Origin of the sequence: Pseudomonas sp. R3.Fl (assembly GCF_023516765.1) — a bacterium.
GTDB classification, from domain to species: Bacteria; Pseudomonadota; Gammaproteobacteria; order Pseudomonadales; family Pseudomonadaceae; genus Pseudomonas; species Pseudomonas citronellolis.
On sequence record NZ_JAMGSO010000001.1, the window covers coordinates 6,305,112 to 6,322,698 of the forward strand.

Annotated in this window: 13 protein-coding genes and 1 pseudogene; 11 read left to right on the forward strand and 3 right to left on the reverse strand. The window is 69.8% G+C overall.

The features are described from left to right. Positions 1–2: 2 nt before the first annotated feature. The 4 genes from kdpB to M8R19_RS27975 all read left to right on the forward strand — a co-directional run bounded on the left by kdpB (position 3) and on the right by M8R19_RS27975 (position 6,201). Entirely contained in the window at positions 3–2,072 is a 2,070-nt protein-coding gene (gene kdpB / locus M8R19_RS27960; protein WP_249919552.1) for a potassium-transporting ATPase subunit KdpB, read from the forward strand. Positions 2,073–2,227: 155 nt separating this feature from the next. Continuing rightward, the gene (gene kdpC, locus M8R19_RS27965) at positions 2,228–2,776 is read left to right on the forward strand and encodes a potassium-transporting ATPase subunit KdpC (protein ID WP_058072311.1); all 549 of its coding nucleotides are present in this window, start codon (positions 2,228–2,230) and stop codon (positions 2,774–2,776) included. A 28-nt stretch (positions 2,777–2,804) separates the two neighbouring features. Beyond that, entirely contained in the window at positions 2,805–5,462 is a 2,658-nt protein-coding gene (locus tag M8R19_RS27970; RefSeq protein WP_249919553.1) for a DUF4118 domain-containing protein, read from the forward strand. Between the two features lie 43 nt (positions 5,463–5,505). Further along, entirely contained in the window at positions 5,506–6,201 is a 696-nt protein-coding gene (locus tag M8R19_RS27975; RefSeq protein ID WP_116424102.1) for a response regulator, read from the forward strand. 313 nt (positions 6,202–6,514) lie between these two features. Here M8R19_RS27975 and M8R19_RS27980 read toward each other — a convergent pair whose 3' ends face one another. Further along, positions 6,515–7,549, reverse strand: coding sequence for a patatin-like phospholipase family protein (locus tag M8R19_RS27980; protein ID WP_074984885.1), 1,035 nt, complete (start codon positions 7,547–7,549; stop codon positions 6,515–6,517). 150 nt (positions 7,550–7,699) lie between these two features. Here M8R19_RS27980 and selD point away from each other — a divergent pair, with 150 nt between their 5' ends. From selD to M8R19_RS33585, 6 genes and pseudogenes are all read left to right on the forward strand, one after another. Beyond that, complete coding sequence (gene selD / locus M8R19_RS27985) at positions 7,700–8,734, forward strand: selenide, water dikinase SelD (protein ID WP_058072309.1); 1,035 nt, start codon at positions 7,700–7,702, stop codon at positions 8,732–8,734. After that, positions 8,734–9,834: a tRNA 2-selenouridine(34) synthase MnmH gene (gene mnmH / locus M8R19_RS27990; RefSeq protein WP_249919554.1), complete on the forward strand. Its 1,101-nt coding sequence runs from the start codon at positions 8,734–8,736 to the stop codon at positions 9,832–9,834. Before selD ends, mnmH begins: the two co-directional genes overlap by 1 nt. A gap of 349 nt (positions 9,835–10,183) precedes the next feature. Then, on the forward strand, positions 10,184–10,462 hold the full coding sequence (locus M8R19_RS27995; RefSeq protein WP_009618591.1) for a hypothetical protein: 279 nt from the start codon (positions 10,184–10,186) through the stop codon (positions 10,460–10,462). Between the two features lie 77 nt (positions 10,463–10,539). Beyond that, the gene (locus M8R19_RS28000; RefSeq protein ID WP_249919555.1) at positions 10,540–11,148 is read left to right on the forward strand and encodes a flavin reductase family protein; all 609 of its coding nucleotides are present in this window, start codon (positions 10,540–10,542) and stop codon (positions 11,146–11,148) included. 1,118 nt (positions 11,149–12,266) lie between these two features. After that, positions 12,267–12,461 (forward strand): annotated as a pseudogene (locus M8R19_RS33580) (HAMP domain-containing protein); the annotation flags it as partial. Positions 12,462–12,605: 144 nt separating this feature from the next. Next, entirely contained in the window at positions 12,606–13,319 is a 714-nt protein-coding gene (locus M8R19_RS33585) for a methyl-accepting chemotaxis protein (RefSeq protein WP_371857818.1), read from the forward strand. A gap of 170 nt (positions 13,320–13,489) precedes the next feature. On the opposite strand, the gene M8R19_RS28010 is transcribed toward M8R19_RS33585, so the two are convergent. Next, entirely contained in the window at positions 13,490–15,193 is a 1,704-nt protein-coding gene (locus M8R19_RS28010; RefSeq protein WP_249919557.1) for a SulP family inorganic anion transporter, read from the reverse strand. A 403-nt stretch (positions 15,194–15,596) separates the two neighbouring features. Next, positions 15,597–16,601: an NADP-dependent oxidoreductase gene (locus M8R19_RS28015; RefSeq protein WP_249919558.1), complete on the reverse strand. Its 1,005-nt coding sequence runs from the start codon at positions 16,599–16,601 to the stop codon at positions 15,597–15,599. Between the two features lie 222 nt (positions 16,602–16,823). On the opposite strand from M8R19_RS28015, the gene M8R19_RS28020 reads away from it, so the two are divergent. Beyond that, positions 16,824–17,585 carry an SDR family oxidoreductase gene (locus tag M8R19_RS28020; protein ID WP_074984872.1) on the forward strand — a complete coding sequence of 254 codons (762 nt, stop codon included), beginning with the start codon at positions 16,824–16,826 and terminating at the stop codon, positions 17,583–17,585. Positions 17,586–17,587 lie beyond the last annotated feature (2 nt).

A 17,587-nucleotide genomic window follows, 5' to 3' on the forward strand; every position in this document is an offset into this window, starting at 1 on the left:
AGATGAACGCCAAGACCCAGGACATGTCGCTCAAGAACGCCATGTCCGCTCCCGAGAAACGCCACAGCCTGAGTTTCGCCGCGCTGTGGAGGCCGGCGCTGCTGCAGGCCTTCGTCAAACTCGACCCGCGCCAGTTGCAGCGCTCGCCGGTGATGCTGGTGGTGGAACTGACCGCCATCCTCACCACCGTGCTGTGCTTCACCGGCGGTGATGCGGTGCCGCTGTCAGTGGCCGCGCAGATAGCCGCCTGGCTGTGGTTCACCGTGCTCTTCGCCAACTTCGCCGAGGCCCTCGCCGAGGGCCGCGGCAAGGCCCGCGCCGACAGCCTCAAGGCCGGCACCCAGGGCCTGATGGCGCAGCGCCTGAACGTCGACGGTGCGTATGAAAGCGTACCGGCCACCAGCCTGCGCAAGGGCGACGTGGTGCGCGTGGTGGCCGGCGAGCTGATCCCCGGCGACGGCGAGGTGATCGAGGGCGTGGCGGCGGTCAACGAGGCCGCCATCACCGGCGAATCGGCGCCGGTGATCCGCGAATCCGGCGGCGACCGCTCGGCCGTGACCGGCAACACCCGGCTGGTCTCCGACTGGCTGCTGGTACGCATCAGCGTCAACCCCGGCGAATCGACCCTCGACCGCATGATCGCCCTGGTGGAGGGCGCCAAGCGGCAGAAGACGCCCAACGAGGTGGCGCTGGACATCCTGCTGATCGGCCTGACGCTGATCTTCCTGCTGGTGGTGGTGACGCTCAAGCCCTTCGCCCTGTTCGCCGGCGGCAGCCTGCCGCTGGTGTTCCTGGTGGCGCTGCTGGTGACGCTGATCCCCACCACCATCGGCGGCCTGCTCTCGGCCATCGGCATTGCCGGCATGGACCGCCTGGTGCGCCTGAACGTGATCGCCAAGTCCGGCCGCGCGGTGGAGGCCGCCGGCGACGTGCACGTGCTGATGCTCGACAAGACCGGCACCATCACCTTCGGCAACCGCCGTTGCGCCGCGCTGCACACCGCGCCGGGGGTGACCGCGCTGGAGCTGGCCGAGGCCGCCTTCCTGGCCTCGCTGGCCGACGACACCCCGGAGGGCAAGTCCATCGTCGAGTTCCTCCGCGCGCAGATCGTCCTGCCGGAGCCGCCGCGCGAGCAGCTGACGCCCATCGCCTTCAGCGCCGAGACGCGCCTGTCCGGCGTCGATCTCGACGGCCGTGTGTACCGCAAGGGCGCGGTGGACGCAGCCCTGGCCTTCGTCGGCCGCGCCCGCGACGACCTGCCGGAAAGCCTGGCCAAGGAGGTCGAGCGCATCGCCCAGAGCGGCGGCACCCCGCTGCTGGTGGTGGCCGACGGCAAGCTGATGGGCGTCATCCACCTCAAGGACGTGGTCAAGCCGGGCATCCGCGATCGCTTCGCCGAACTGCGCCGCATGGGCATCCGCACCGTGATGGTGACCGGCGACAACCCGCTGACCGCCGCGGCCATCGCCGCCGAGGCCGGGGTGGACGACGTGATCGCCGAAGCCACGCCGGAGAAGAAACTGGCGCGCATCCGCCAGGAGCAAGGCGAGGGACGCATGGTCGCCATGTGCGGCGACGGCGCCAACGATGCGCCGGCGCTGGCCCAGGCGGACGTCGGCATGGCCATGAACGACGGCACCCAGGCGGCCCGCGAGGCGGCCAACCTGGTGGACCTGGACAGCGACCCGACCAAGCTGCTCGACGTGGTCCAGGTGGGCAAGGAACTGCTGGTGACCCGCGGCGCGCTGACCACCTTCTCGGTGGCCAACGACGTAGCCAAGTACTTCGCCATCCTGCCCGCGCTGTTCGCCGGCATCTACCCGCAGCTGCAGGTGCTCAACGTCATGCACCTGGCCAGCCCGCAGAGCGCCATCCTCTCGGCCATCGTGTTCAACGCGCTGATCATCATCGCGCTGATCCCCCTGGCCCTGCGCGGCGTGCGCGTGGCGGCCAGCGACGCCATGCACCTGCTGCGGCGCAACCTGCTGATCTACGGGGTGGGCGGGATCATCGCGCCCTTTATCGGGATCAAGGCCATCGACCTGTTGCTGGTGGCCCTGGGCCTGGCCTGAACAGGACTGCCGCCGTGGCGATGGGTATCGCTTCGCTCAATCCATCCTACGGGCTACCCGAACTGTAGGAGCGAGCTTGCTCGCGAACCGCCCTGGTTCGAAAGCTTCGCGAGCAAGCTCGCTCCTACGAAGAGCTCGCATCGAGGAAACTGGAAATGCTCAATCACATCCGTCCCGCCATCGCCTCCCTGGCCCTGCTTTCGCTGGTCACCGGCGTGGCCTATCCGCTGCTGGTCACCGGCATCGCCCAGGTGGCCTTCCCCGAGCAGGCCAACGGCAGCCTGGTGCGCGACGCCAAGGGCGAAGTCCGCGGCTCGGCGCTGCTGGCGCAGAAGTTCGAGGGCCCGCAGTGGTTCCACGAACGGCCCTCGGCCGGCGACTACGCCACCGTCTCCAGCAGCGCCTCCAACCTGGCCCCGGGCAACCCGGCGCTGGCCGAGCGCATCGCCAAGGACGCCGCCGCCGAGGCGGTGGCCGGGCGCCCGGTGCCGCTGGCGCTGGTCACCACCTCCGGCAGCGGCCTGGACCCGCAGCTGCCGCCGGACGCCGCGCTCTACCAGGTGCCGCGCATCGCCCAGGCCCGCAGCCTGCCGGAGCAGGCCGTGCACAACCTGGTCGAGGCGCATACCCGGCGGCCGCTGGTGGGCCCGGCGGTGGTCAACGTGCTGGCCCTGAACATGGCCCTCGAGCAACTGCCTCGCTAGACTTGCGCGCAACCCCCTGGAGGCCAGCATGACCGATCCCAAGCGCGCCGACGCCCTGCTCGCGGACCTGGAGCGCAACGGCCGCGGACGCCTCAAGGTGTTCCTCGGCGCCGCCCCCGGCGTGGGCAAGACCTACGCCATGCTGCTGGCCGCCCAGGGCCAGTTGCGCCAGGGCGTGAACCTGCGCGTGGGCATCGTCGAGACCCACGGCCGCGCCGAGACCGAGGCGCTGCTCGCCGGCCTGCCGCAGCAGCCGCTGCTGCGCTCGGAATACCGCGGCATCCACCTCGCCGAGATGGACCTCGACGGCCTGCTGCGCGAGCCGCCGCAGCTCGCCCTGGTCGACGAGCTGGCTCACAGCAACGCCCCCGGCAGCCGCCACGCCAAGCGCTGGCAGGACATCCAGGAACTGCTCGCCGCCGGCATCGACGTCTACACCACGGTCAACGTCCAGCACCTGGAAAGCCTCAACGACCAGGTGCGCGACATCACCGGCGTGCAGGTGCGCGAGACGGTGCCCGACTGGGTGCTGCAGGAGGCCGACGAACTGCTGCTGGTGGACCTGCCGCCGCGCGAGCTGCTGGAGCGCCTGCGCGAGGGCAAGGTCTACGTGCCGGAGCAGGCGAGGGCGGCCATCGACGCCTTCTTCAGCCAGACCAACCTCACCGCGCTGCGCGAACTGGCCATGCAGACCGCCGCCGCGCGGGTGGATGCGGACCTGGCGCATCGCTACCGCCAGCAGGGCGGCGAGGCCCCGGCGCTGCGCGGCCGGCTGCTGCTGGGCGTGGACGGCGAGCGCAACGCCGAGCGCCTGGTGCGCCACGCCTCGCGGGTGGCCGAGCGCCGTCACCTGCCCTGGAGCCTGGTCCACGTCGACACCGGCGATGCCCGCGACGAGCAGTCGCGCCTGTACCTGCAGAACGCCCAGCAACTGGCCGAGCGCCTGGGCGGCGAGGTCGTGCAGCTGCGCGGTGGGGAAGTGGCGCGCACCCTGGTCGAGCACGCCCGCGAGCGCCGCGCCAGCCTGATCCTGGTCGGCCGTTCGCGGCAGCGCTGGCACCGCCGGCTGTTCGGCGGCGGCCTGGCGGCGCGCCTGCTGCGCCTGGGCGAAGGGTTGGAAATCAGCGTGCTGGACAGCGAGGCCGACCTCGCTCCGGCCACCCCGCGCCACGGTGAGCGCGGCCACTGGCGCGACTACCTGCTGGCGGCCCTGGCCGCCGCCGGCGCCAGCGCCCTGGCCTGGGGCGTGGCGCATCTGCTGGAGCTGCCGAACATCTCCCTGGTGTTCCTCGCCGCCGTGCTGCTGGTGGCGGTGCGCAGCAGCCTGTGGCCGGCGCTGGTGTGCGCGGTGCTGTCGTTCCTGGCCTACGACTTCCTGTTCATCCCGCCGTACTTCTCGCTCTCCATCCAGCGCGAGGAGGACGTGCTGACCCTGCTGTTCTTCCTGCTCATGGCCGCGCTCACCGGTAACCTCGCCGCGCGCCAGCGCCGCCAGTTGCAGGTGCTGCGCGACACCCAGGAAGAGACCGGCGCGCTGCTGGAGCTGTCGCGCAAGCTCACCGCCGCCACCGACCGCCAGGCGGTGCTGGCCGCCGCCGCCCAGCAGTTCGCCCTGTGGAATGACCTGGACATCTGCGTGCTGGCCCGCCAGCACGACGACTGGAAGGTGGAAAGCGGCCACGCCCGCGGCTTCGACGAGCAGGAGCGCGCCGCCGCCGACTGGGCCTGGCAGCACGACCAGCCGGCCGGCCTGGGCACCGGCACCCTGCCGTCGGGGCGCTGGTGGTGGTGGCCGCTGTCGGCGGAGGAGGGGCCGCTGGCGCTGCTCGGCGTGCGGCCGAAGGACGGCGAGCCGCTGCCCGGCCAGCGCCGCCGCCTGCTGGCCGCGCTCGGCCAGCCGCTGGCCCAGGCCCTGGCTCGCGCGCGCCTGGCCGACGACCTGGAAGCCGCGCGCCTGCATGGCGAGACCGAGCAACTGCGCAGCGCGCTGCTGGCCTCGGTCAGCCACGACCTGCGCACCCCGCTGACCACCATGCGCGGCGCCATCGACAGCCTGCTGGCCCTGGGCAACGCCATTCCCCCGGCCGACCGCAAGGAACTGCTGGAAAGCACCCGCGACGAGGCCGAGCGCCTGGACCGCTACATCCAGAACCTGCTGGACATGACCCGCCTGGGCCAGGGCGGGCTGAAGCTGGCGCGCGACTGGGTGGCCCCGGAGGACATCGTCGGCAGCGCCGTGCACCGCCTGCGCGCGCTGCTCGCGCCCTACCGCGTGGAGACCCGCGTGCCGGCCGAACTGCCGCTGCTGTACGTGCACGCGGCGCTGATCGAGCAGGCGCTGGTCAACGTGCTGGAGAACGCCGCGCGCTTCTCGCCGCCGGGCGGGCGCCTGCGGGTGCAGGCCGCGCAGGTCGGCGACGAGCTGCAGTTCAGCGTCAGCGACGAGGGCCCGGGGATTCCCGAGGTCGAGCGCGAGAAGATTTTCGACATGTTCTACAGCGCCGCCAGGGGCGACCGCGGCGGGCCGAGCACCGGCCTGGGCCTGGCGATCTGCCAGGGCATGGTCGGCGCCCACGGCGGGCGCATCAGCGTCGGCGACGGCCTGGACGGCCGCGGCACCACCCTGACCCTGCACCTGCCGCTGCAGCGCCAGCCGGACCTGGAGCAGCTTGATGCCGGTAGTTGAAAGGCCCAAGCTAGGCGCCACCGCCCCCAGCCAGCCGAGCCCGATGAGCAACGCCAACGCCGCCTGCATCCTGGTCATCGACGACGAACCGCAAATCCGCAAGTTCCTGCGCATCAGCCTCAACGCCGGCGGCTACCGGGTGGTGGAGGCCGGCAGCGGCGAGGAGGGCCTGGCCCAGGCGGCGCTGAACCGCCCGGACCTGGTGGTGCTCGACCTCGGCCTGCCGGACAAGGATGGCCAGCAGGTGCTGCGCGAGTTGCGCGAATGGTCGCAGGTGCCGGTGCTGGTGCTCTCGGTGCGCGCCGCCGAGAGCGAGAAGGTGCTGGCCCTGGACGGCGGCGCCAACGACTACGTGACCAAGCCCTTCGGCATCCAGGAATTCCTCGCCCGCATCCGCGCGCTGCTGCGCCAGGGCCACCAGGGCGAGAACCAGGAAGCGCAGGTGGCGGTGGGGCCGCTATTGGTCGATTTCGCCTACCGCCGGGTGAACCTCGACGGCGCCGAAGTGGCGCTGACCCGCAAGGAATATGCGGTGCTGGCCACCCTGGCCCGGCACCTGGGCCGGGTGGTCACCCAGCAGCAGCTGCTCAAGGACATCTGGGGCCCGACCCACGTCGAGGACACCCACTACCTGCGCGTGGTGGTCGGCCACCTGCGGCAGAAACTGGCGGACGACCCGGCCAACCCGCGCTTCATCGTCACCGAGGCCGGCGTGGGCTATCGCCTGCGCGATGCCTGATGAAAATCGCGGACGGAGTCCGCTCCTACAATGGGGCCTGCCGCCCGGCATGAACCGTAGGAGCGCAACTTTTGCGCGAATCGCGGGTAGGGCCCGCACCTGTGTGCCAGGCGAAACCCCGTCGTAGGAGCGGACTCCGTCCGCGATAGCTCGAACCCGCGCGAAGAGCACCCTCTCCCCAGCCCTCTCCCGCAAGCGGGAGAGGGGGCTGTTCGGCGCGGGTGGAAAGGTCGGTGCAATCCTGTGGACGCGGATTCTCCACCTCGTACCGATCCAGGCCAATCGGCGGATAACGCCGTAGGCGTTATGCGCCCTACGGATTCTCCGCCTCGTACCGGTCCAGCGTATCGCTGGCGATCTGCCTTCCCAGGGCCACCAGCTCCGGCGCCTTGTAGAACTCGAAGAAGCGGCACACGCGCTTGGGCACGTTGATCAGCACGTCCGGCGGGTAGCCGGCGATCTTGTACTGCGCCAGGGAGGTCTGCATCACCTCGAAGCTCTGGTTGACCAGCTCCAGCAACGAGGCCGGGCTGCTGCTCTCGATCACCCGGCTGCCGCTGGCGGATTTCGGCGAGCCCTTGGCCAGGGGCGCCGCGGCCGGCTGCTGCATCTCCGGCTCGGCCGGCTCCTCGCTGTCCGGCACCGGCTCCAGCAGGGCTTCGGCGCGCAGTTCCGGCGGTTCCAGCTCCGGGCCGTGGCGGCGGAACCGGCTGAGCTTGTCGCCGAGGCTGCCGATCAGGCTGTCGAAGCGGCCCTTGAGCGCCGCCGGCCGCTCGATCACCGGCAACTGGTACTGGCGCTGGTTGGTGGCGTTGAGGTTCACCGCGATGATCAGGTCGGTGTGGCTGGACACCACCGGCACGATCGGCAGCGGGTTGAGCAGGCCGCCGTCGACCAGCATGCGCGGGCCCTGCATCACCGGGGTGAACAGGCTGGGAATGGCCGCCGAGGCGCGCATGGCCTGGTGCAGGTCGCCTTCCTGGAACCAGATTTCCTGCTGGTTGGTGAGGTCGGTGGCCACCGCCGTGTAGGGGATGGGCAGGTCCTCGATGTTGATGTCGCCGATGATCTCGTGGATCTTGCCGAACACCCGCTCGCCGCGGATGGCGCCGAGGCGGAAGCTGACGTCCAGCAGGCGCAGCACGTCCAGGTAGTCCAGGCTTTCCACCCAGTCGCGGTATTCCCCCAGCTTGCCGGCGGCGTAGATGCCGCCGATCACCGAGCCCATGGAGCAGCCGGCGATGCAGGCGATCTCGTAGCCGCGCCGCTCCAGTTCCTCGATCACGCCGATATGCGCATAACCCCGTGCTCCGCCGGAGCCGAGCACCAGCGCCACTTGTTTCGACATGGACGGTTATTCCTCTGAAAACAAGGCATTGCAAGGCGCGGCGAACGGCCTGGGCCGGCGCCGGATGTCATTGACGATACGCCCGGGTAGGGCGGGGCGCCAAGGGTGTTTGCTAGAATCGGCCGATCGATTTCCCGCCTCGGAGCCAACATGAGCGAACCCATCCGCCTGACCCAGTACAGCCACGGTGCCGGCTGCGGCTGCAAGATTTCCCCCAAGGTGCTGGAAGTGATCCTGGCCGGCAGCGGCGCGCAGAACCTGGACCCGAACCTGTGGGTCGGCAACGCCTCGCGCGACGACGCTGCGGTCTATGCTATCGACGGCGAGCGCGGCGTGGTGTCCACCACCGACTTTTTCATGCCCATCGTCGACGATCCCTTCGACTTCGGCCGCATCGCCGCCACCAACGCCATCAGCGACATCTACGCCATGGGCGGCGACCCGCTGATGGCCATCGCCATCCTCGGCTGGCCGGTCAACGTGCTGGCCCCGGAAATCGCCCGCGAGGTGATCGCCGGCGGCCGCAAGGTCTGCGACGAGGCGGGCATCCCGCTGGCCGGCGGCCACTCCATCGACGCCCCCGAGCCGATCTTCGGCCTGGCCGTCACCGGCCTGGTGGAAAAGCGCTTCATGAAGCGCAACGACACCGCCACCGCCGGCTGCCGCCTGTACCTGACCAAGCCGCTGGGCATCGGCATCCTCACCACCGCCGAGAAGAAGTCCAGGCTGCGCGCCGAGGACGTGGGCCTGGCCCGCGACTGGATGTGCACCCTGAACAAGCCCGGCAGCCGCTTCGGCAAGCTCGCCGGGGTGACCGCCATGACCGACGTCACCGGCTTCGGCCTGCTCGGCCACCTGGTGGAGATGGCCGACGGCGCCGGCCTGACCGCACGCGTGCGCTTCGACGCGGTGCCGCGCCTGGAACACGTGCAGTACTACCTGGAGCAGGGCTGCGTGCCCGGCGGCACCCTGCGCAACTTCGACAGCTACGGCGAGCGCATCGCGCCGCTGCCGGAACTGCACAAGCTGCTGCTGTGCGACCCGCAGACCAGCGGCGGCCTGCTGGTGGCGGTGACCCCCGAGGGCGAGGCGGAATTCCTCGCCACTGCCGCCGAACTGGGCCTGCGACTGGCGCCCATCGGCGAGCTGGTCGAGCGACAGAGTCACGCGGTAGAGGTGGCCTGATGCGCGACAACACCCGGCACTACCGCGAACTCTTCCTCGACGACGTCCCGCTGATGGACGTGCGCGCCCCGGTGGAATACACCAAGGGCGCCTTCCCCCACACCGAGAACCTGCCGCTGATGAACGACATAGAGCGGCAGAAGGTGGGCACCTGCTACAAGCAGCATGGCCAGCAGGCGGCCATCGCCCTGGGCCACGAACTGGTCTGCGGCCCGCTCAAGGCCGAGCGCGTCGAGGCCTGGCTGGACTTCGCCCGGCGCCACCCGGACGGCTACCTGTACTGCTTCCGCGGCGGCCTGCGCTCGCAGATCGTCCAGCAGTGGATGAAGGACGCCGGCATCGAATACCCGCGCGTGGTCGGCGGTTACAAGGCGCTGCGCGGCTTCCTCTTCGACACCACCCGCGCGGCCACCGAGGAGTGTTCCTTCGTGCTGATCGGCGGCCTCACCGGCACCGGCAAGACCGAGGTGGTGGCGCAACTGGACAACGCCCTGGACCTGGAAGGCCACGCCAACCACCGCGGCTCCAGCTTCGGCCGCCGGGCCACGCCGCAGCCGGCGCAGATCGACTTCGAGAACCGCCTGGCCATCGACATCCTGAAGAAGCGCCACGCCGGCATGAGCCAGTTCGTGCTGGAGGACGAGGGGCGCATCGTCGGCAGCTGCTCGCTGCCGCTGGAGCTGTACCAGGGCATGCAGGGCTACCCGCTGGTGTGGCTGGAGGACAGCTTCGAGGGCCGGGTGGAACGCATCCTCAAGGACTACGTGATCGACCTGTGCGCCGAGTTCGTCGAGGTGAAGGGCGCGCCGGAAGAAGGTTTCGAGGCCTTCGCCGCCTACCTGCGCAAGAGCCTGTCGGGCATCGTCAAGCGCCTGGGCGGCGAGCGCTACCAGCGCCTGGCGGCGATCATGGACGAGGCCCTGGACGAGCAGCGCCGCAGCGGCGCGGTGGACCTGCACCGCGGCTGGATCGAGGGGCTGCTGGGCGAATACTACGACCCCATGTATGCCTACCAGCTGGAAAGCAAAGCCTCGCGCATCGAGTTCCGCGGCAACCACGACGAGGTGGTGGAGTACCTGCGTTCCCGAGCCCCCCGGTAGGCCGCTCTTCGTAGGATCGAGGGGGACGCCTAGTTCTTGCTCGCGAACAGACTCCGCAGCGGGATTCATTCGCGAGCAAGCTCGCTCCTACGAAAGGCAGGCAGTCACGTAGGGCGTATAACCGTTCGCGGTTATACGCCGCTACACCTCCGTCGCCGCCAACGCCTTGGCCGAGCCTGGGCGCATACCCGACCAGCGCCAGGCCCGACGGCGAGCGGGCCGGCAGCGAAGGCCAAACGGCGGATAACGTCGAACGTTATCCGCCCTACGCAAAGGTTGCCGTGGAGTAGGGCGCGCAGGGCGGCGGCGGTCTAAGCTGGAACACGCCCGAATCACCAAGGAGGTTGTCATGAAGGCACTTTTTGCAGTTCTCGCCGCCAGCCTGGTGCTGGCCGGCTGCTCCGGCAAGACGGTCAACCGCGACAGCTGCGCCAGCGAACTGAACGCCGCCTGGCACGAGCTGGACCTGGCCAAGGCCGAAGGCTTCGCCGGCACCGTCAGCTACTCCAAGGCGCTGGCGCTGATCAGCGCGGCCAAGACCGAGCAGCAGGTCGAGTCCTACGGCGGCTGCCTGGACAAGGCCAGCAAGGCGCGCTTCTACATCAAGGAATCGCGCGCGGGGCGCTGACCGGGCGCGGGCAGGGCGGGCATAATCGCCGGGCGGACGGGCGATCCGGCCCGCCCGGCAGTCAGGAACCCTCTCCCATGCAACTCGACTTCAGCACCCTCGCGCCCGCCGACGCCTACCGCTGGCTGGCCTCCACCGTCACCCCGCGGCCCATTGCCTGGGTGTCCACCCTGTCCGCGCAGGGCCAGGGCAACCTGGCGCCGTTCAGCTTCTTCCAGGTCATCAGCGACGAGCCGCCGACGCTGATGGTCAACACCAGCATCCGCGACGATGGCAGCGTCAAGGACACCCTGCGCAACGTCCGCGAGACCGGCCAACTGGTGATCCACCTGGTCTGCGCCGCCCAGGCCGAGGCCATGAACGCCACCGCCGCCACGCTGCCCCATGGCGTCAGCGAGATCGAGCAGGTCGGCATCGCCACCCTGCCCAGCGTGCGCGTGGCGCCGCCGCGGGTGGCCGGCGCGGCCGTGGCCTTCGAGTGCGAGCTGGCGCAGATCCAGCCCTACCCGGCGGACAAGCCCAGCTGCTACCTGATCTTCGCCCGCGTGCTGCTGGCGCACATCGACGACGCCGTGCTGCGCGACGAGCGCCACGTCGACCCGGCGAAACTCGACCTGGTTGGCCGCCTGGGCGGCACCCACTACAGCTTCACCCGCGACACCTTCAGCATGATCCGCCCCAAATAGGGGCGCAGGCCGCCGCGCGCCGGGACCTTGGCGCGCGACTGTCCTGGATGCGACCTGCGCATGCCCGTGCGCAACATCGAATTGCCATCATCGACGCCGCCCCTTGTTCCGCCGGTCGGCCGGCTCCTAATGTTCCGTCCCAAAGCAACGACAAAGAACGGGAGAGCTTCGGTCGAAGACTCTCCCGCAAGGCATTCGGCAAGGGGAGGAGTGGCATGGTCGCGTTCGTGCAACGGCGGTTGGCCAATCTGGGCACGGCGAAGAAACTGGCGCTGGGTTTCGGCCTGGTATTGCTGCTGACGGCGCTGGTGGCCGGGATCGGCGTCGGGGCGCTGCGCTCCATCGAGCAGCGCTTCGCCCTGCTGGACGCCATGAGCGCGGTCAACCGCGAAGTCCTGGAGATGCGCCAGAGCGAGAAGGACTTCGTCCGCGACGCCAGCCCCAAGGCCGCCGAGCAATTGCGCCAGCGCGCCAAGCTCCTCGCCGGGCACGTCGAGCAGCTCAAGGCGCACCCCGGCCAGGCCGAGGCCATGGAGCGCGTGGCCCAGGCCATGGCCGGCTACCTGGCCTCCTTCGACCGCTTCGAGCAGGCCAGCAAGAGCCGCCACCTGGCCCTGGAGGCCGCCAACTGGTCGGTGTCCAGCGCCTCCAACAGCCTGGACATCCTGCAGTCCAGCCTGGCCGACGACGGCGCCTACGAACTCAAGCAGAGCCAGGGCCAGAACGGCGAGGAACTGCTCAAGCAGGCGGCCCAGGTCGGCCAGCTCTACCGCCTGGTGCTGCAGGGCCTGAACGAGGCCCGCGCGCGCCTGGACCAGAAGGACGGCGAGGCCGCGGGCGATGCGCGCATCAAGTCCGCCGACGAGGCCCTGGAGCTGTCCAAGCAGCTGCAGACGGCGATCACCGATCCGGCCTACGTCTCGGTGATCAAGGACGTGGCCACCAACATCGACGGCTTCGGCAACAACCTCGGCGACTACTCCGCCGGCCTGGCCAAGGAGCAGCAGGCGCACCGCGAGATGTCGCAGCGCGCCGAGGAAATGATGCAGCAGGTGGACGCCTCCTACGCCACGCAGCAGGCGGCCATGGTCAGCGTGCTGCACAGCAGCGTGGGCGCCATGCTCGGTTCGGCGGCGCTGGCGCTGCTGGTCGGCACCCTGGCCGCGCTGCTGATCGGCCTGCTGATCGTGCGCCCGCTGCGCCAGGTGATCGGCATGGCCAGCCGCATCGCCGAGGGCGACCTGAGCCAGACCATCCGCGTCGAGCGCAAGGACGAGGTGGGCCAACTGATGGCCGCGGTGGACGCCATGGCGCAGAGCCTGCGCGGCATCGTCAGCCGTCTTCATGAAGGCGTCGGCCGCATCACCTCCTCGGCGCAGGCGCTGTCCGGCGTCACCGAGCGCACCCAGAGCGGCGTCAACAGCCAGAAGGCCGAGACCGACCAGGTGGCCACGGCGATGAACCAGATGGCCGCCACCGTCCACGAGGTGGCGCGCAACGCCGAGGCCGCGGCGCACTCCGCCGAGCAGGCCGACGGCACCGTGGCCAGCGGCCAGCAGGTGGTGCGGCGCACTCTCGGGCGCATTTCCGAGCTGGCCGAGGCGGTGCGCGAGGCCTCCGCCAGCATCCACGACCTGGGCCGCGAGAGCCAGAACATCGGCAGCGTGCTCGACGTGATCAAGGCGGTGGCCGAGCAGACCAACCTGCTGGCGCTCAACGCCGCCATCGAGGCGGCCCGGGCCGGCGAGCAGGGCAGGGGCTTCGCCGTGGTGGCCGACGAGGTGCGCGCCCTGGCGCGGCGCACCCAGCAGTCGACGGCGGAAATCGAGAAGCTGATCGGCGCGCTGCAGAACGGCGCCCAGGCCTCGGTGCAGCACATGCAGCACAGCCATCAACTGGTGGAGAAGAGCGTCGGCGACGCCGAGCAGACCGAGACCGCGCTGGGCGAGATCGCCGCGGCGGTGGCGGTGATCCACCAGATGAACCAGCAGATCGCCGCGGCTTCCGAGCAGCAGAGCGCGGTGGCCGAGGAGATCAACCGCAGCGTCACCAGCATCCGCGGCATCGCCGACGAATCGGCCCAGGCCATGGAGTCCACGGCCTCCTCCAGCGTCGAACTGGCCCAGCTCAGCCGTGACCTGCAGGGGATGGTGGGGCAGTTCCGCCTGTAGGCAGAGCCCCTGCAGGAGCGGACTCTGTCCGCGATTCGCCTGACGCCGGCCTTGCCGGCGGAATCGCGGATGAATCCGCTCCTACCATAACCGGCGGGCACGGCTTCTCGTAGGAGCGAGCTTGCTCGCGAACCGCATGGCACCGCGTTTGTTCGCGAGCAAGCTCGCTCCTACGAAGAGCTTGCGGCGGCCTCCTGCTGGCGCTTGTACCAGCGCCGGTAGGCGTTCACCCCCGCGCGCACCGAGCTGAACACCAGCGGCGGCTTCAGTTCGCCCAACTGGCCGGAGCGCTCCATCATCGCCAGGGTTTCCCGCGGCACCCGCGCCAGGGACAGGTGCACCTCCTGCGCCGCCAGGGTCTGCTGCACCTCGCGCAGCACCGTCAGGCCGCTGACGTCCAGGTTCAGCACGCCCTCGGCGTTGAGCAGCACGGCGCGCGGCGCCTTGGTCTCGGCCACCACCTGCAGCAGGCGCTGCTTGAAGTAGTCGGCGTTGAAGAACAGCAGCGGCGCGTCGAAACGGTAGATCACCAGGCCCGGCAGGGTGTGCGCCTGCGGGTAGCGGCTCAGCTCGACCTGGCCGTCGATGCCGTGGACCCAGCCGAGCACCGCGTCGCTCGGCTTGTAGGTCAGGTACAGCAGGCGCAGCAGGGCGATGACGATGGCCACGAAGATGCCCGGCAGCACGCCGACGCTGAGCACCCCGACGGTGGTCAGCAGGCACAGGCCGAACTCGAAGCGCGACAGGCGCCAGAAGCCCTTCAGCGCGCTGAAGTCGATCAGGCCCCAGCCGGCCATCAGCAGCACCGCGCCCAGGGCCGGCATGGGAATCCAGCCCAGCGGCGCGCTGAACAGCACCAATGCCAGACCGATGACCAGGGCGGCGACTATGCCGACCATCTGCGTCTGGCCGCCGACCATGTCATTGACCGCGGTGCGCGAGTCGGCGCCGCTGATGACGAAGCCCTGGGACACCCCGGCGCCGATGTTGGCCACGCCCAGGGCGACCATTTCGCGGCTGGCGTCGATGCTGTAGCCGTGGCGCGCGGCGAAGCTGCGGGCGGTGAGCATGGCGCTGCAGAAGCTGACGATGGTGATGCCCAGGGCGTCGCGGAACAGGTTGCCCATCTCCTGCACGCTGGTGCGCGGCCAGCTCAGCTCCGGCAGGCCCTGGGGCACCGCGCCGAGCAGGGCGACGCCGTAGCGGTCCAGGCCCAGCGCGACGCTGGCCAGGGTGGCGAACAGCACGCCGACCAGGGCGCCGGGAATCTTCGGGTAGCGCCGCGGCAGCAGGACCATCAGCAGCAGGGTGGCCACGCCCAGGGCGAGGGTCGGCAAGTGCGTGCTGCCGAGGTTGCGCAGCAATGCCAGCAGGCCGGCGAGGAAGCCGCTGGTCTCGGTGTGGTAGCCCAGCAGCTTGCCCAACTGGCCGGCGATCAGGCTCAGGCCGATGCCATTGAGGTAGCCCACCAGAGTCGGCCGCGACAGGAAGCTGGCGATGAAGCCGGCGCGCACCAGGCCGCCGACGATGGACAGCAGGCCGACCATCACCGCGACGATCATCGACAGTTGCAGCAGGCGCTGCGGGTCGCCCGCCGCCAGCGGGGTGATGGCCGCCGCGACCATGGCCGCGGTGGCGGCGTCAGGGCCGACCATCAGTTGTTTCGAACTGCCGACCAGGGCGTAGATCAGCATCGGCAGGATGCAGGCGTAGAGCCCGACCTGGGCCGGGAAGCCGATGATCTGGGCATAGGCGATGGCGGTGGGAATCTGGATGGCCGCCACCGACAGGCCGGCGAGGACGTCCGGGCGCAGCCAGGCGGAGCGGTAGTGCAGCAGGTTGTCCAGGCCGGGCAGCCAGCGGGTGAGGGGCATGGGTGTCTTCCGTGAAGCGTCGGGGCTGAAGCTTAGCCACAGTGTAGGGCCGCGGCTTGCCCGGCGTCAGTTCCAGGCGTAGGAAGACGAAGGATTTCGAGAGGGTGGTAGGGGACGGCGCCGGGATGCTTTTCGTAGGAGCGAGCTTGCTCGCGAACCCAACCACCCGTCACTGGGCTCCCGCGTTCGCGGGAATGACGGGGATGGTTGGGCGTTTCAGGATAACTCCGAACTCCCCATCCGCTCAGGACAGCCCCCTCTCCCTTCAGGGAGAGGGTTGGGGAGAGGGCGCTCTTACACCCAACGCCGATGCCACCGACAAACCCCGTTCGCGAGCAAGCTCGCTCCTACGAGAAGCGGTGCGTGCCTGCAAGGAGGGCGTTATGCGCCCTGCGCAAAGCCTTCAGAGCTTGAGGATGAGCTTGCCGAAGTTCTCCCCGCTGAACAGCTTGAGCACCGTCTGCGGGAAGGTCTGCAGGCCTTCGACTATGTCTTCCTTCGATTTCAGCTTGCCCTCGGCCAGCCAGCCGGCCATCTCGCGCATGGCCTCGGGGAAGCGGCTGGCGTAGTCCATCACCACCATGCCTTCCATGCGCGCGCGGTTGACCAGCAGCGACAGGTAGTTGGCCGGGCCCTTCACCGCCTGCTTGTTGTTGTACTGGCTGATGGCGCCGCAGATCACGATGCGCGCCTTGGGCGCCAGGCGCGCCAGGCAGGCGTCGAGGATGTCGCCGCCGACGTTGTCGAAGAACACGTCGATGCCGTTGGGGCAGCAACGCTTCAGGCCCAGGGCGAGGTCCTCGTTCTTGTAGTCGACGGCGCCGTCGAAGCCCAGTTCCTCCACCAGGTAGCGGCACTTGTCCTCGCCGCCGGCGATGCCGATCACGTTGCAGCCCTTGATCTTGGCGATCTGCCCGACCACGCTGCCCACCGCGCCGGCCGCGGCGGAAACCACCACGGTCTCGCCGGCCTTGGGCAGGCCGACGTCGAGCAGGCCGAAGTAGGCGGTCATGCCGGTCATGCCCAGGGCCGAGAGGTACAGCGGCAGCGGCGCGCGGTTCGCGTCGACCTTGTAGAAGCCCCTGGGCTCGCCGAGGAAGTAGTCCTGCACGCCGAGGGCGCCGTTGACGTGGTCGCCGACGACGAAGGCCGGGTTGTTCGAGGCCACCACCTGGCCCACGCCGAGGGCGCGCATCACCTCGCCTATGCCCACCGGCGGAATGTAGGACTTGGCGTCGTTGAGCCAGCCGCGCATGGCCGGGTCCAGCGACAGGTACAGGTTGCGCACCAGCACCTGGCCCGGGCCGGGCTCGCCGAGCGGGGTTTCCTGGTAGCGGAAGGTGTCCTGGTCGATGGCGCCCTGGGGGCGCTGGGCGAGCACGAACTGGCGGTTGAGCGGGGCGGTCATGGCAGTGGCCTCGGGGAGGGGAAAACCTAGGGATAGTCCGCGGCAGCGGCGTCGGCAAGCTGCCGCCGACCACGAGAATGCCCGGTTATCCATGTAAATGATCCAGGCGTGAGGCATTCATCACCCGCGCGGATAATGCGAGCTACAGCTGCCTGATAGTGCTTTGCCCGCGGCGGGCGCTGGCTAGACTCGTACGATTCTCCATCCGTTCGAGGACAGTCCATGAGTCAGCTGCTTTCCGGCCAGGTCGCCCTGGTCACCGGCGCCGCCGCCGGCATCGGCCGCGCCACCGCCCAGGCCTTCGCCCACGAGGGCATCAAGGTGGTGGTTTCCGACGTCGACGCCGCCGGCGGCGAGGCCACCGCCGAGCTGATCCGCGCCGCCGGCGGCGAAGCGCGCTTCATCCGCTGCGACGTGACCCGCGACGCCGAGGTCCAGGCGCTGGTCGCCGCCACGGTGGAGGCCTACGGCCGCCTGGACTACGCCTTCAACAACGCCGGCATCGAGATCGAGCAGGGCCGGCTGGCCGAGGGCAAGGAAAGCGAGTTCGACGCCATCATGGGGGTGAACGTCAAGGGCGTCTGGCTGTGCATGAAGCACCAGATCCCGGTGATGCTCGCCCAGGGCGGCGGCGCCATCGTCAACACCGCCTCGGTGGCCGGCCTGGGCGCGGCGCCGAAGATGAGCATCTACGCCGCCTCCAAGCACGCGGTGATCGGCCTGACCAAGTCGGCGGCCGTGGAATACGCGAAGAAGAAGGTGCGCATCAACGCCGTGTGCCCGGCGGTGATCGACACCGACATGTTCCGCCGCGCCTACGAGGCCGACCCGAAGAAGGCCGAGTTCGCCGCCGCCATGCACCCGGTGGGCCGCGTCGGCAAGGTCGAGGAGATCGCCGCGGCGGTGCTCTACCTGTGCAGCGACAACGCCGGCTTCACCACCGGCATCGCGCTGCCGGTGGATGGCGGGCACACCGCGGTCTGAGG

What these genes read in the sequence shown, in the direction of transcription:
- selD (WP_058072309.1), top strand. Translation starts at nt 7,700, where the DNA reads ATGAGCGAACCCATCCGCCTGACCCAGTACAGCCACGGTGCCGGCTGC.
- M8R19_RS28020 (WP_074984872.1), top strand. Translation starts at nt 16,824, where the DNA reads ATGAGTCAGCTGCTTTCCGGCCAGGTCGCCCTGGTCACCGGCGCCGCC.
- M8R19_RS28010 (WP_249919557.1), bottom strand. Translation starts at nt 15,193, where the DNA reads ATGCCCCTCACCCGCTGGCTGCCCGGCCTGGACAACCTGCTGCACTAC.
- kdpC (WP_058072311.1), top strand. Translation starts at nt 2,228, where the DNA reads ATGCTCAATCACATCCGTCCCGCCATCGCCTCCCTGGCCCTGCTTTCG.
- kdpB (WP_249919552.1), top strand. Translation starts at nt 3, where the DNA reads ATGAACGCCAAGACCCAGGACATGTCGCTCAAGAACGCCATGTCCGCT.
- M8R19_RS28000 (WP_249919555.1), top strand. Translation starts at nt 10,540, where the DNA reads ATGCAACTCGACTTCAGCACCCTCGCGCCCGCCGACGCCTACCGCTGG.
- M8R19_RS27970 (WP_249919553.1), top strand. Translation starts at nt 2,805, where the DNA reads ATGACCGATCCCAAGCGCGCCGACGCCCTGCTCGCGGACCTGGAGCGC.
- M8R19_RS28015 (WP_249919558.1), bottom strand. Translation starts at nt 16,601, where the DNA reads ATGACCGCCCCGCTCAACCGCCAGTTCGTGCTCGCCCAGCGCCCCCAG.
- M8R19_RS27975 (WP_116424102.1), top strand. Translation starts at nt 5,506, where the DNA reads ATGAGCAACGCCAACGCCGCCTGCATCCTGGTCATCGACGACGAACCG.
- mnmH (WP_249919554.1), top strand. Translation starts at nt 8,734, where the DNA reads ATGCGCGACAACACCCGGCACTACCGCGAACTCTTCCTCGACGACGTC.
- M8R19_RS33585 (WP_371857818.1), top strand. Translation starts at nt 12,606, where the DNA reads ATGAACCAGATGGCCGCCACCGTCCACGAGGTGGCGCGCAACGCCGAG.
- M8R19_RS27995 (WP_009618591.1), top strand. Translation starts at nt 10,184, where the DNA reads ATGAAGGCACTTTTTGCAGTTCTCGCCGCCAGCCTGGTGCTGGCCGGC.
- M8R19_RS27980 (WP_074984885.1), bottom strand. Translation starts at nt 7,549, where the DNA reads ATGTCGAAACAAGTGGCGCTGGTGCTCGGCTCCGGCGGAGCACGGGGT.